Origin of the sequence: Pantoea vagans (genome assembly GCF_004792415.1) — a bacterium.
Taxonomy (GTDB): Bacteria; Pseudomonadota; Gammaproteobacteria; order Enterobacterales; family Enterobacteriaceae; genus Pantoea; species Pantoea vagans.
The window spans coordinates 3,804,307-3,816,943 of sequence record NZ_CP038853.1 but is presented as its reverse complement, the minus strand read 5'-3'; the positions used below and the strand labels follow the sequence as shown (position 1 = coordinate 3,816,943).

General features: G+C 54.9%; 12 protein-coding genes. 9 read left to right on the top strand and 3 right to left on the bottom strand.

What is annotated here, in order from left to right:
* Nucleotides 1-48: 48 nt before the first annotated feature.
* A complete protein-coding gene (plsB, locus tag EGO56_RS17870; RefSeq protein WP_135910418.1) occupies nucleotides 49-2,472 on the bottom strand; it encodes a glycerol-3-phosphate 1-O-acyltransferase PlsB in 2,424 nt (807 codons plus the stop codon).
* A 128-nt stretch (nucleotides 2,473-2,600) separates the two neighbouring features.
* Between plsB and EGO56_RS17865 the strand changes: the two genes are divergently transcribed.
* The 4 genes from EGO56_RS17865 (at nucleotide 2,601) to EGO56_RS17850 (ending at nucleotide 5,480) form a co-directional block, all read left to right on the top strand.
* A complete protein-coding gene (locus EGO56_RS17865) occupies nucleotides 2,601-2,969 on the top strand; it encodes a diacylglycerol kinase (protein ID WP_033734880.1) in 369 nt (122 codons plus the stop codon).
* Between the two features lie 105 nt (nucleotides 2,970-3,074).
* Nucleotides 3,075-3,689, top strand: a complete 615-nt coding sequence (gene lexA, locus EGO56_RS17860) for a transcriptional repressor LexA (protein ID WP_013359774.1) — start codon at nucleotides 3,075-3,077, stop codon at nucleotides 3,687-3,689.
* A 99-nt stretch (nucleotides 3,690-3,788) separates the two neighbouring features.
* Complete coding sequence (gene dinF, locus EGO56_RS17855; protein ID WP_135910417.1) at nucleotides 3,789-5,111, top strand: MATE family efflux transporter DinF; 1,323 nt, start codon at nucleotides 3,789-3,791, stop codon at nucleotides 5,109-5,111.
* A 156-nt stretch (nucleotides 5,112-5,267) separates the two neighbouring features.
* The gene (locus tag EGO56_RS17850; RefSeq protein ID WP_013359776.1) at nucleotides 5,268-5,480 is read left to right on the top strand and encodes a CsbD family protein; all 213 of its coding nucleotides are present in this window, start codon (nucleotides 5,268-5,270) and stop codon (nucleotides 5,478-5,480) included.
* A gap of 63 nt (nucleotides 5,481-5,543) precedes the next feature.
* Here EGO56_RS17850 and zur read toward each other — a convergent pair whose 3' ends face one another.
* Entirely contained in the window at nucleotides 5,544-6,065 is a 522-nt protein-coding gene (zur, locus tag EGO56_RS17845; RefSeq protein WP_033734886.1) for a zinc uptake transcriptional repressor Zur, read from the bottom strand.
* Between the two features lie 451 nt (nucleotides 6,066-6,516).
* Here zur and EGO56_RS17840 point away from each other — a divergent pair, with 451 nt between their 5' ends.
* From EGO56_RS17840 to pspG, 3 genes are all read left to right on the top strand, one after another.
* Nucleotides 6,517-7,767: a conjugal transfer protein TraF gene (locus EGO56_RS17840; protein WP_013359778.1), complete on the top strand. Its 1,251-nt coding sequence runs from the start codon at nucleotides 6,517-6,519 to the stop codon at nucleotides 7,765-7,767.
* Nucleotides 7,768-7,873: 106 nt separating this feature from the next.
* A complete protein-coding gene (dusA, locus tag EGO56_RS17835) occupies nucleotides 7,874-8,866 on the top strand; it encodes a tRNA dihydrouridine(20/20a) synthase DusA (protein ID WP_135910416.1) in 993 nt (330 codons plus the stop codon).
* Nucleotides 8,867-9,046: 180 nt separating this feature from the next.
* The gene (pspG, locus tag EGO56_RS17830; protein WP_095706365.1) at nucleotides 9,047-9,313 is read left to right on the top strand and encodes an envelope stress response protein PspG; all 267 of its coding nucleotides are present in this window, start codon (nucleotides 9,047-9,049) and stop codon (nucleotides 9,311-9,313) included.
* Nucleotides 9,314-9,534: 221 nt separating this feature from the next.
* Here the strand turns inward: pspG and EGO56_RS17825 are convergent, their stop codons facing one another.
* Nucleotides 9,535-10,518 carry a quinone oxidoreductase gene (locus tag EGO56_RS17825; protein WP_135910415.1) on the bottom strand — a complete coding sequence of 328 codons (984 nt, stop codon included), beginning with the start codon at nucleotides 10,516-10,518 and terminating at the stop codon, nucleotides 9,535-9,537.
* A gap of 96 nt (nucleotides 10,519-10,614) precedes the next feature.
* Here EGO56_RS17825 and dnaB point away from each other — a divergent pair, with 96 nt between their 5' ends.
* Both dnaB and EGO56_RS17815 read left to right on the top strand, forming a co-directional pair.
* A complete protein-coding gene (dnaB, locus tag EGO56_RS17820; RefSeq protein WP_033734894.1) occupies nucleotides 10,615-12,021 on the top strand; it encodes a replicative DNA helicase in 1,407 nt (468 codons plus the stop codon).
* A gap of 129 nt (nucleotides 12,022-12,150) precedes the next feature.
* Entirely contained in the window at nucleotides 12,151-12,630 is a 480-nt protein-coding gene (locus EGO56_RS17815; RefSeq protein WP_003855753.1) for an Lrp/AsnC family transcriptional regulator, read from the top strand.
* Nucleotides 12,631-12,637 lie beyond the last annotated feature (7 nt).

Genomic DNA, 12,637 nt, shown 5'->3' with positions numbered 1-12,637 from the left:
CATAAAAAAGGCGACCTCATGAGGTCGCCTTTTTACTGTGCGCGGGTGTCAGTCGTGCGCCACCGCGGTTTCAATCGTCATGCGGACATCACTGGTGACCAGGTCAGCCAGGATATGCCAGGTCGCCAGGGTCTGCGCGACATCGGCATCACCGCTGTCGCTGATATACCCTTCGTCACGCAGCGTCAGCACCAGTGAGGTAAAGACCGCTTTGTCGAAGAACTCCGGCGCATTGATCCCGTGCAGCACCGACAGACGCTGTGCCAGCGTCCGGCTCTCTTTCTCCAGCGTGCCACGGTTAATCGTCGGCTTGGCGCTGAGAATCGAGAAGGTAATGGCATAACGCTGCAGCGTTTCGCGCACACCGGCAGCCAGCAGTTGCAGCGTGCGGTAGCGCGCCGCAGTAAAGCGCAATTCACCAGCTTCGAAGGTAATCAGGCCCTGACGCGCCAGCTCCTGACTGATGTCGGTCAGCAGTTGCGGCAGCTCATCGGTCTGCCAGCGCAGGAACAGTTCGCTCTTCAGCATCGGGTAGATCAGGCTCACCTGACGCAGCAGTTCGGCTTCAGTCAGCGTCTGATGCTGCTGAACTATGGCGGCTATCAGCGACGGCATCACCAGCATGTGATGAATATTGTTGCGATAGTAGGTCATCAGCACCGCCTGCTCACGCGGCAGAATGATGATGTCGCCAATACTGTCCTTTTCACTCTCAAACTTATTCATACCCATGGCGTGATCCAGCAGCGCTTCCGCTGAGAGGTCGGGTACGGTCGCGTTAGGGGAATAAGGCACATTGCGCAGCAACTGGGTATAGCACTCCAGCTGTTCAATCAGCTGTTCACGGGTGAGTGAGCGCTGACGTGACGCCAGCAAAGCGGTAACACAGAGGTTCATGGCATTGGCCGCGCCCGCTTCATTGATACGCACCATCAGGCTGGCCGCGATATCATTGACGGTCGGTGTTAACCAGCTCGGACGTTGCGGCTCAATCGGATCGATGGCATCGCGCCATTCCGGTACCTGCTTGTTGAGATAGTTGACCAGCGGCAGCGGTTCGCCAAAGTTAACGTAACCCTGACCGAGATTGCGCAGCTTGCGCAAGCCACGCACCATCTGCATGAAGCCCTCTTTCTCTTTCGCCGCACCGCGCAGTTCTTTGGCGTAAGTACCCACTTCCATCACGTGCTCATAGCCGATGTAGATCGGCACCAGCGTGATCGGGCGGTTACCGCCGCGCAGCATCGCCTGCAATGTCATGGCTAAGGTGCCGGTTTTCGGGTCCAGCAGGCGGCCGGTACGAGAACGGCCACCCTCGACAAAGTACTCAACCGAATAGCCGCGGGTAAACAGCTCGCCGAGATATTCACGGAACACCGTGGCGTAGAGCTTGTTGCCTTTAAAAGTACGACGAATAAAGAACGCGCCCAGACGACGGAAAATCGGGCCGGCTGGCCAGAAGTTGAGGTTGATACCGGCAGCAATGTGCGGCGGGACCAGACCCTGATGATAGAGCACGTAGGAGAGCAGCAGATAATCCATGTGGCTGCGATGGCACGGCACATAGACAATCTCGTGGCCATCCTGCGCCAGCTGGCGCACTTTTTCGCCGCCATTAACGTTGATGCCCTGATAGAGACGACTCCATAGCCAGCCCATCACGCGGTCAGTAACGCGAATCGCTTCATAAGAGAAGTTGGCGGCAATTTCTTCCATCATCTCGACAGCATTCTGCTGCGCTTTCTCATGGGAGATTTTTTTGCTGCGTGCTTCATCTTCGACGGCTTTTTCAATCGCTTTGGATTGCAGCAGACGGTTAAAGAGATCCTGACGCGCCGGTAACCGCGGGCCAATCGCCGCCAGCCGCTGACGGGCAAAATGGATGCGCGCCACGCGAGCCAGCTTCTGGGCGATCGACTTATCCGTACCGTGTTCCGTGGCCATGCGGCGCAGCGAAACGGTCGGCGAGAAGCGAACAAAACTGTCGCGTCCGTGCCAGATCACCGCAAAGAATTTCTGTACGCCGTTCAGCACCCGCAGGTGTGGCGTGGCTTCGCCCTGAACTTCACGTCCGGGTGCGCGACCAAACATCACCGTGACCGGCAGCATCTGGATATCCAGCGTAGGATTATTGCGATGCAGATCGAGGTAATCGTGAAAGATTTTCACCGATTCCACGCTAGGCACAAAATAGGGGAAGACGCGCGGGCCATCGTGGATAAATACGTGGCGCGGCAGCAGTGAACCATCAATCTCCAGCGGAGAGAGCGGGTCAGGCAGATGATGCCGCAGACACTGCGCGCGTAAAGTCAGTAAGTCGGCCTTCGAATCGTAAGGCAAAACATACATAATAGGTCGGGTCGGATCCAGACCATGTTCAGACACGGGATCGGCCGGAATGGCCTTACTTTTTACCAAAAACGACAGTGGTAAATTAAGCAATTTGTAATAGAGTTTACGCCAACCTGACATAGACAACATGAAGCCTCTTGTTAGCAAAGCGCCGCAAGCATACCAGAAAGTGCAGCGAAGATCTGTGGTGGTGCCAATTGCACGCAGCCCAGACATTGACGTCAATCCGATAAAAGGGTTCCCACATCATGGCAAATAATGCCACCGGACTTATCAGAATAGTTAAAGCCGCAGGTTACTCCTGGCAGGGACTGCGTGCCGCCTGGCAACATGAAGCGGCGTTTCGTCAGGAAGCCCTGGCTGCGCTGGTCGCCATTATTATCGCCTGCTGGCTGGATGTCGATGTGGTCTCACGCATCCTGATGATTGGGTCGGTGGTGCTGGTGGTCATTGTTGAAATCCTCAATAGCGCCATTGAATCGGTGGTTGACCGCATCGGTCAGGAGCATCATCCGCTGGCGGGCCGGGCCAAAGATATGGGCTCTGCGGCGGTACTGATCAGCATCTTACTGGCACTGTTTGTCTGGATCGCGCTGCTCTGGACACATTTGCGATAAGCGTTCCATATCGCGCCGGAAGCCGCGTTTTGCCTGACAATCGGTTTCCATTTCGCCAATACCTGTATATACTCACAGCGACTGTATAAACAACCAGGGGGCGGGATGAAAGCATTAACCAGCAGGCAGCAGCAGGTCTATGACCTGATTCGCGACCATATTTCTTCAACAGGCATGCCGCCTACGCGCGCAGAGATTGCTGCGCAACTGGGCTTCCGCTCACCGAATGCGGCAGAAGAGCACTTGAAAGCGCTGGCGCGTAAAGGCGTCATTGAGATCGTTTCCGGTGCATCGCGCGGCATTCGTCTGCTGATGGAAGAAGAAGCCTCAGAAGGCATACCGTTGATTGGCCGGGTTGCTGCCGGTGAGCCGATCATGGCGCAGGAACATATCGAAACCCATTACAAGGTCGATCCGGGCCTGTTTAAGCCATCTGCCGACTTCCTGCTGCGCGTCAGCGGAATGTCGATGAAAGATATCGGGATTATGGATGGCGACCTGCTCGCGGTACATAAAACCCAGGATGTGCGCAACGGCCAGGTTGTTGTTGCCCGCATTGATGATGAAGTCACCGTTAAGCGCTGGAAAAAGCAGGGTGCTATCGTGCATCTGCTGCCTGAAAACAGTGATTTCGATCCGATTGTTGTTGATACCCGAGCACAGTCCCTGACCATTGAAGGTCTGGCGGTTGGTGTGGTGCGCAACGGCGAGTGGCTCTGATTTGAGGCCTGCGTGCATTCGCCTTTTCTGATGCTATTCTGTCTGCCCTAATTTTGTCGCTGCCCGTTTTGAGCAGTGACACCGAGCACGGAACGGCGAATGCGCTTTATCACGGCAACCGATAAAAATCTCTGGCGGCTTGCGCTGCCAATGATCCTTTCAAATATCACCGTTCCCTTACTGGGGGTGGTCGATACGGCAGTAATTGGTCATCTCGACAGCCCTGTCTATCTTGGCGGGGTTGCGGTCGGGACCACGGTGACCAGCTTCCTCTTTATGCTGCTGCTTTTCCTTCGAATGAGTACGACTGGCCTTACGGCGCAGGCGTTTGGTGCGGGTGATAAAACCGCGCTGGCACGCGCGCTGACGCAGCCGCTGATTATTGCGCTGCTGGCGGGTGTACTGTTCATCGCTTTACGTTATCCGATTATTCAGCTGGCGACCCATCTGGTTGGCGGCAATCCCGCTGTACTGGAACAGGCGGCACTGTTTATTCAGATTCGCTGGCTAAGCGCGCCTGCTACGCTGGCAAATCTGGTCATTCTGGGCTGGCTGCTGGGCGTGCAGTATGCGCGCGCGCCGGTGATCCTGCTGGTGGTGGGCAATGTGGTTAATATCGTGCTCGATCTGTGGCTGGTGATGGGGCTGCACTGGGGTGTCGCGGGTGCGGCAACCGCCACGGCGCTGGCGGAGTACATTACGCTGGGTGTCGGCAGCATCATGGTCTGGCGGGTCCTGAAGCTGCGCGGCATTTCGCTAAGCCTGCTGAAGCAGAGCTGGCGCGGTGACAGCGGCCGGCTGCTGCGGCTGAACCGGGATATCATGCTGCGCTCACTGATGCTGCAACTCTGTTTCGCCTCGCTGACCGTGCTGGGCGCGCGGCTGGGCCCGGATGTGGTGGCAGTTAACGCGGTATTGCTGATGTTCATTACGTTCACGGCCTATGCACTGGATGGCTTCGCCTACGCGGTTGAAGCGTTTGCCGGCGAGGCGCATGGTGCAAAAGATGGCGGCAAACTGCGGCGTGTCTGGCACTCTGCCTGTCGGCAGGCGGTGGTGGTGGCGCTGTTCTTCTCGCTGATCTATGCCATTGCTGGCCCGCAGATTGTTACCCTGTTGACCTCCCTTCCTTTGCTGCAACAAAGTGCTGACCGCTATCTGGTCTGGCAGATCGTTATGCCGCTGATCGGCGTCTGGTGTTATCTGCTGGATGGGATGTTCATCGGCGCGACGCGCGGACGTGAGATGCGTAACAGTATGGTGGTGGCAGCAGCAGGCTACTTTCTGACGCTGCTGAGCGTACCGGTGCTGGGCAATCACGGACTGTGGCTGGCGGTAACGGTTTTCCTGGCGCTGCGCGGTCTGTCACTGTGGCTCATCTGGCGCAGGCACTGGCGTCAGAACAGCTGGTTTGATGCCTGATGCTGTACAGGCTGATACAGATTATTCCGTATTATTCCGGGTTTGTGAATCTGGCTACTACAATTAACTTTATCCGGCGCAGTTAACCAGCGCTTTATATCGTTATTTTGTTAAGTAACAAGATAATTGTTAAACCCCGAGGATTGGAGGTCTGCCATGAATAAAGACGAAGCGAGCGGCAACTGGAAGCAGTTCAAAGGCAAAATGAAAGAGAAATGGGGCAAGCTGACCGACGATGACATGCAGGTTATCGAAGGCAAACGCGATCAGCTGGTTGGCAAAATCCAGGAACGTTATGGCTATGCGAAAGATGAAGCAGAGCGTGAAGTGACGGACTGGGAAGGCCAGAATAAAGACCACCGCTGGTAATGCAGCGCTGATCAGTAACACGTTCCGGTGCACCTGCACCGGAACCACACAAGGATGCGCCAGTTACCCGCGTTTTCCCCGCTTTTTACCCTCATCCTGATGATCGTGTTCACAGCTTTCATGGTGCGTACAGGCTTCTACGGCAGCACAATTTTCACACAGGCCATGCGCTTCGATCACACTATGGCGTAAAGCGAACTGCGCTTCACCCGCCAGCGTCGCGATAATCTTCTCCACGCCCTGCGCCTGTTTCTCCGTTACTGCTGCACAGCGGTCGCAGACCAGCATCACTGACGTATGCGCCGGTGCCTCAAAGTGGTGACACATGACGTAGCTATTGTTGGACTCCACCCGATGAATGAAACCCTGCTCCAGCAGGAAGTCCAGCGCACGATAGACGGTGGGCGGTTTGGCCTGCGGTTCGCTGATGCGGAGTTGATCCAGCAGATCGTAAGCGCTGATCGAGCCAGGCTGTTCGGCCATCAGGCGCAACACCTCAGCACGCTGCGAAGTCAGACGTACACCGCGCTGCAGGCACATTTTTTCGGCCTGAATCAAAATTTGCTGCGACGTCATGTTTGTCATGAAAAATTCTCCGCTGGATAAGTGATGTTATTTTATCACACATAGTTTTGCGGCGCTGATGTTCGTTTTCGCCTGTTAAAACAGCATTTTTTGCCTGATTAAGCAGCATTTTAAGAATTTCAGCCGCTATCTATCTCAAATCTGACGAGAAATCAGATCCATTCTCCATCGACATGAAGCGGAATTTGTTGGCATTTTGCTTTGCATCTCACTGAGTTAAGAAGTAATGTTCAGAAAGACTTAAGGAAAGTCTGGCAGTATTTGAAATAACCCGACACAGTCTGAACAATTACAACGGTTTTTTGATTGGAAAACGTCCAATCCTTTGAATTAAGACACTGTTTCCTTTGAATTCACAGCAATAACGCGTTAGCCAGTGTTCACAATAGGGCTAACAAACTATTCAGTCGTTGAATGTTTCAATGACAATTTCTCAGGTGATGGCAGGCAAATGGTGAAAAAATCCGCTCAACGTTCAGCGCTGAAGTATTCCGCTGCAGCGACCGCGCTTTTCCTTTCTTCTTCCGCCATGGCGGCAGGGACCTGGTATGATGCACGTAATGACGCCATGGGCGGCACCGGCGTAGCATCTTCTGTTTATGGCTCAGCAGTGCTGGCGAACCCGGCATTAATGACGCGTGCTAAATCTGACGATAACGTCAGCATTATTATTCCCTCGGCAGGTATTCAGGTTACTGACAAAGATAAGCTGATTGATAAAGTCGATGATATTACCGACACCGTGGATCGCTATCGCGACGTGATTGGTAACCTGACTTTTGCGGATTATCTGCGTGGCTACCCTGAACTGCGTGCTGCCTCCGGCGACGTCGCTGACAAGCTCAGCGATTTGCGCGGTAACAAAGCGGACGGCAGTGCAGGCGTGGCCGTGGCCGTCACGATCCCTAATGAGACCCTGCCTTTTGCGTTTATTACCAAAGCCTACGGTACGGCGCACGTCCGTGCCAACGTGGTCCAGGGTGATATCGACTACCTGCGCGGTGTTGCTAACGGAACGGTGCTGCCACGTCCTGGCGATCAAAATAACCTTCGCTCCAGTGCAAATGGCTTAGCGGCACTGACCATTGATTATGGTGTGGCGGTCGCGCATGAGTTCACCATCGCCGGTCAGCCGGTCTCGGTGGGCGTAACCCCGAAAGTGCAGAAAACCTCGCTCTATAACTACACTGCCAGCATCTATAACTACGACAAGAACGACATCAACAATAGCCAGTATCGCAGCACCGACACCGGCTTTAACGTTGATGCCGGTCTGGCGACCACCTTTGCTGAAAACTGGACGCTGGGCGTGACCGGACAGAACCTGGTTTCGCGCGATCTGCAGACCAAAGAGGTCAACGGATTCCGCGATACCTACCAGATTCGCCCGCTGGTCACCACCGGACTATCCTGGGATAAAGGTCCGTTTACCGTGACAGGCGATGTGGATCTGACGGAAACCAAACGCTTCAAAACCCAGGATAACAGCCAGTATGCGGCAGTGGGCGCGGAGTACCGCGTGCTTGACTGGCTGCAACTGCGTGCCGGTTATCGTGCGGACATGCGGTCTAACGACGAAAATGTTGCCACCGCAGGTTTTGGTCTGTCACCGTTTAACAAAGCTGTCCATCTGGATCTGGCTGGCTCGGTGGGGGCTAACAACACCTGGGGCGCGATGATGCAGCTGGGCTTTAACTTCTAAGCACGTTATTCCGGCTGTTCGGGGGCGGGCGATGCACTATCGCCCGCCCTTGTGTTATCCTTGCACAGAATTCCATCACCCTTAATTACCGGATTGTCTGCGCTTCATGCCTAATTTCTCTTCGCAACGTTTCTCTATCGCCCCCATGCTCGATTGGACCGATCGTCACTGTCGCTATTTTCATCGTCAGCTGACCGGTGACACGCTGCTCTACACCGAAATGGTGACCACAGGCGCGATCATTCATGGCAAAGGGGATTACCTGGCATACAGCGAGGCGGAACATCCGGTCGCGTTGCAGCTTGGCGGTAGCGATCCGGTGGCGCTGGCGCAGTGTGCGAAGCTGGCAGAGCAGCGCGGATACGATGAAGTAAACCTGAATGTCGGCTGTCCTTCGGATCGGGTTCAGAATGGTCGTTTTGGTGCCTGCCTGATGGCCGAGGCGAATCTGGTCGCGGATGCGATTAAAGCGATGCGCGATGTGGTATCGATTCCGGTGACGGTGAAAACCCGCATCGGGATTGATGAGCTGGACAGCTATGAATTCCTGACGGACTTTATCGGCACGGTGGCAGGTCGCGGTGAGTGTGAGACGTTTATCATCCATGCGCGCAAAGCCTGGCTCTCTGGCCTCAGCCCCAAAGAGAACCGCGAAATTCCACCGCTGGACTATCCACGCGTATATCAGCTGAAACGCGATTTCCCGCATCTGACGATCGCGCTTAATGGCGGCGTAAAAACGCTGGAAGAAGCTCAGACCCACCTGCAGCACCTGGACGGTGTGATGATGGGACGTGAAGCCTATCAAAACCCCGGCATTCTGGCGCAGGTCGATCAGACGCTGTTTGGTCGTCAGCACCCGGCGGCAAACCCGGTGGAAGTGGTGCGCGCCATGTATCCCTATATCGAATCGGAACTGGCGAAGGGTACATATCTGGGACACGTCACACGCCATATGCTGGGACTGTTCCAGGGTATTCCGGGCGCCCGCCAGTGGCGACGTCACCTGAGTGAAAACGCTCACAAGCCGGGTGCCGATGTCCGTGTGCTGGAAGCCGCGCTGGCGCTGGTGGCGGATAAGATCCCACAGGAAGTCTGATCCGTGATCGTAACCCTGAAAAACCAGCTCTGATAAGCTGGTTTTTTTTACGCCAGAATGTGGTTTTTCTCACCAGGTCGCTACACCTTTTTTAATCCTTATCAGCGTTAAATCAATACGTTATCAGTTGGCACGCTTTTTGTAATAGCTATACCAACTGATTTAAAAAGGAGCGCTGACGTGGAAATTTTATTTGTATTGGGGTTTTTCCTGATGCTGTTGCTGACCGGCGTTTCACTGCTGGGCGTGCTGGCGGCACTGGTGGTCGCAACCCTCGTGATGTTTGTCGGTGGACTGTTTGCACTTGTTATCAAAGTGTTGCCGTGGCTGGTGCTGGCGGTGATTGCTGTGTGGCTGCATCGTGCCTTTTTTGGCGACAGTGATGCGCGAGCGCGCCGCAAGCTGAGACGTAAGATCAACAGGTTAGACCGCAAAGGCTGGCGCTAAATGCGGTAGCGATCACAGTGTGAGAGATTGTTCGGCGCTGATCTGCAATTAAACATATTTTTTACTTATGTTTTCTGGCAGGATGCCTGTCGTCAAATCGATGTGCCATCGACTCGACATGAATTCATCGCCGCTGTCCCTACATCAGCGCGAACAAAAAATAAAAAAAGAAGAGGGCTTCCCACGGGAAGCCCTTTTTGTTGCTTACGTGGCGCTCACTGTTACGGGATTAACAGACATGATCCCTGTGTGGCGCGGCTCTCCAGCATCTGGTGCGCCCGGCTGGCCTCTTTCAGCGCAAACTTCTGCTGCTCCGGCACATCAACCTTAATGGCACCGCTCGCCAGCAGGGAGAACAGCTCGGCACTGGCGGTTTCCAGCTCCTGGCGATTGGTGATATAGCCAAACAGGGAAGGTCGGGTCACAAACAACGAGCCTTTCTTATTCAGAATGCCCAGATCGATGCCGGTCACCGGACCCGATGCATTACCAAAACTGACCATCAGACCGTGACGGCGCAGCGAATCCAGCGATGCTTCCCAGGTATCTTTACCCACGGAGTCATACACCACTGCCACTTTTTTCCCTTCCGTCAGTTCGCTGACGCGCTGCGCAATATTCTCTTCGCGGTAGTTAATGGTGGCCCAGGCACCGGCGTTTTTCGCCATGGTGGCTTTTTCTGCTGAACCCACGGTGCCGATCAAATGCGCACCCAGCGCTTTTGCCCACTGACAGGCGATTAACCCGACGCCGCCCGCCGCGGCATGAAACAGGAAGGTCTCACCGGCGCTGATTTTATAGGTCTGACGCAGCAGATATTGTGTAGTCAGCCCTTTCAGAAAGCTGGCTGCGCCCTGTTCAAAGCTGATCGCCTCCGGAAGATGCATCAGGCGATCTTCCGCTACGTTGTGCACTTCACTATAGGCTCCCATCGATGCCAGACAGTAGACTACGCGATCGCCGGGTTTAAACAGAGTCACGCCACGGCCAACCCGCGACACCACACCTGCGGCTTCCGTTCCCAGGCCAGAGGGGAAAGCGGCAACCGGATAGAGCCCGCTGCGAACATAGGTATCGATGTAATTAATGCCGATAGCGCGATGCTCAACCTGCACTTCATGTTCAGCCGGGTCAGCAGGTTCAAAATCTGTCCACTCTAAGATGTCCGGGCCGCCATGCGCGCTGAACTGAATACGCTTTGCCATTCTGACTCCTGTGATTGTTTCATCATGAGGGTGAGGCGCGCACCCCAACTAAGGTATACTTGCGCGTCCCCACAGAAGATCGGTAATGCATTCACTATGGCAGGAAATAAACCCACCAACAAATCGAACGAAACGCAGGATCGCCAGCTCGCAGGCGTGAAAATGCCCCCGCATTCTCTGGAAGCGGAGCAGTCGGTGCTCGGTGGGTTAATGCTGGATAACGAGCGCTGGGATAACGTCTCTGAGCGCGTCGTCGCGAATGATTTTTTCAACCGCTCGCATCGGCTGATTTTTTCCGAGATGCAGCGGCTGCTGGAAAACAGCAAACCCATCGACCTGATTACGCTCTCTGAATCGCTGGAAACCCGCGGCGAACTGGAGATGGCCGGTGGCTTCGCCTATCTGGCTGAGCTGGCGAAAAATACCCCGAGTGCGGCGAACATCGGCGCTTATGCCGACATTGTGCGCGAACGCGCAGTGGTGCGTGAGATGATCTCCGTCGCCAACCAGATTGCTGATGCCGGCTACGATCCGCAGGGACGTAACAGCGAAGAGCTGCTCGACTTCGCAGAGTCGAACGTCTTTAAAATTGCGGAAGCGCGTGCGGATAAAGATGCTGGCCCGAAAAACATCGAGCAGATTCTGGAATCAACCGTCTCCCGTATCGAATCGCTCTATCAGACACCGCATGACGGCGTCACCGGCGTGGATACCGGCTATCAGGACCTCAATAAAAAGACTGCGGGCCTGCAGGGCTCTGACCTGATTATTGTTGCCGCCCGTCCGTCGATGGGTAAAACCACCTTTGCGATGAACCTGTGCGAAAACGCCGCCATGCTGCAGGAGAAGCCGGTGCTGATCTTCAGTCTGGAGATGCCCAGCGAGCAGATCATGATGCGTATGCTGGCGTCACTTTCCCGCGTCGATCAGACCCGCATCCGAACCGGACAGCTGGATGATGAGGACTGGGCGCGCATCTCCGGCACCATGGGCATCCTGCTGGAGAAGAAGAACATGTACATCGATGACTCTTCTGGCCTGACGCCTACCGAAGTGCGCTCGCGCGCCCGACGCATCTACCGTGAAAACGGTGGCTTAAGTATGATCATGATTGACTACCTGCAGCTGATGCGCGTGCCGTCACTGTCGGACAACCGTACGCTGGAAATTGCAGAAATCTCCCGCTCGCTGAAAGCACTGGCCAAAGAGCTGAATGTGCCGGTGGTGGCGCTGTCGCAGCTTAACCGCTCACTGGAGCAGCGTGCTGACAAACGGCCGGTTAACTCGGATCTGCGTGAATCGGGTTCGATCGAGCAGGATGCGGATTTGATCATGTTTATCTATCGCGATGAGGTTTACCACGAGAACAGCGATCTCAAAGGGATCGCCGAGATCATCCTGGGTAAACAGCGTAATGGCCCGATCGGTACGGTGCGCCTGACCTTCAATGGCCAGTGGTCACGCTTCGACAACTACGCGGGTCCGCAATACGACGATGAATAATCTTCGCTTTGTGCTGTCATGCACGATCTGTGCATGACAGCCCTCATCATCAGAAAATAGTGTTGGACAACCTCTCGGGTTATCGGGTTATCTGTAACAAAGCGACGCCCATTACGCTGTGGAAACGGAATGACTCACGTAGACGATTACGACCTTAAAATCCTGACTTTATTACAATCTAACGGCCGGCTGACCAATCAGGAACTCAGCGATCTCGTCGGCCTTTCTGCCTCTCAATGTTCCCGCCGCCGTATCAATCTGGAACAGGCTAACCTCATCCTGGGTTATCACGCCCGGCTGTCACCCGATGCCATCGGGCTTGGCATGGTGGGATTAATAGAGGTGCGCCTGATTAACCACACCGCGGAATATGTTGAGAGCTTTCACCGCATGGTGGAGCAGGAGCAGGCGATCGTGGATGCCTACAAAACTACCGGCGATGCAGACTATCTCCTCAAAGTGGCGGTGGCCGATCTCAACTCCCTCAGTGCGTTAATCAGCCAGTTGGTTGCCGGTCACCAGAGCGTTTCTCATGTGAAAACCTCGGTAGTGCTTGGGCGAATGAAAGAGAACGGGCTGATGATGATCCCCGGAGAGAAGACGCGCTAAAAGAGTG

Coding starts and splice junctions, on each gene's coding strand:
- dnaB (WP_033734894.1), top strand. CDS start 10,615: ATGGCAGGAAATAAACCCACCAACAAATCGAACGAAACGCAGGATCGC.
- lexA (WP_013359774.1), top strand. CDS start 3,075: ATGAAAGCATTAACCAGCAGGCAGCAGCAGGTCTATGACCTGATTCGC.
- EGO56_RS17815 (WP_003855753.1), top strand. CDS start 12,151: ATGACTCACGTAGACGATTACGACCTTAAAATCCTGACTTTATTACAA.
- EGO56_RS17865 (WP_033734880.1), top strand. CDS start 2,601: ATGGCAAATAATGCCACCGGACTTATCAGAATAGTTAAAGCCGCAGGT.
- EGO56_RS17850 (WP_013359776.1), top strand. CDS start 5,268: ATGAATAAAGACGAAGCGAGCGGCAACTGGAAGCAGTTCAAAGGCAAA.
- dinF (WP_135910417.1), top strand. CDS start 3,789: ATGCGCTTTATCACGGCAACCGATAAAAATCTCTGGCGGCTTGCGCTG.
- dusA (WP_135910416.1), top strand. CDS start 7,874: ATGCCTAATTTCTCTTCGCAACGTTTCTCTATCGCCCCCATGCTCGAT.
- zur (WP_033734886.1), bottom strand. CDS start 6,065: ATGACAAACATGACGTCGCAGCAAATTTTGATTCAGGCCGAAAAAATG.
- EGO56_RS17840 (WP_013359778.1), top strand. CDS start 6,517: ATGGTGAAAAAATCCGCTCAACGTTCAGCGCTGAAGTATTCCGCTGCA.
- plsB (WP_135910418.1), bottom strand. CDS start 2,472: ATGTCAGGTTGGCGTAAACTCTATTACAAATTGCTTAATTTACCACTG.
- EGO56_RS17825 (WP_135910415.1), bottom strand. CDS start 10,518: ATGGCAAAGCGTATTCAGTTCAGCGCGCATGGCGGCCCGGACATCTTA.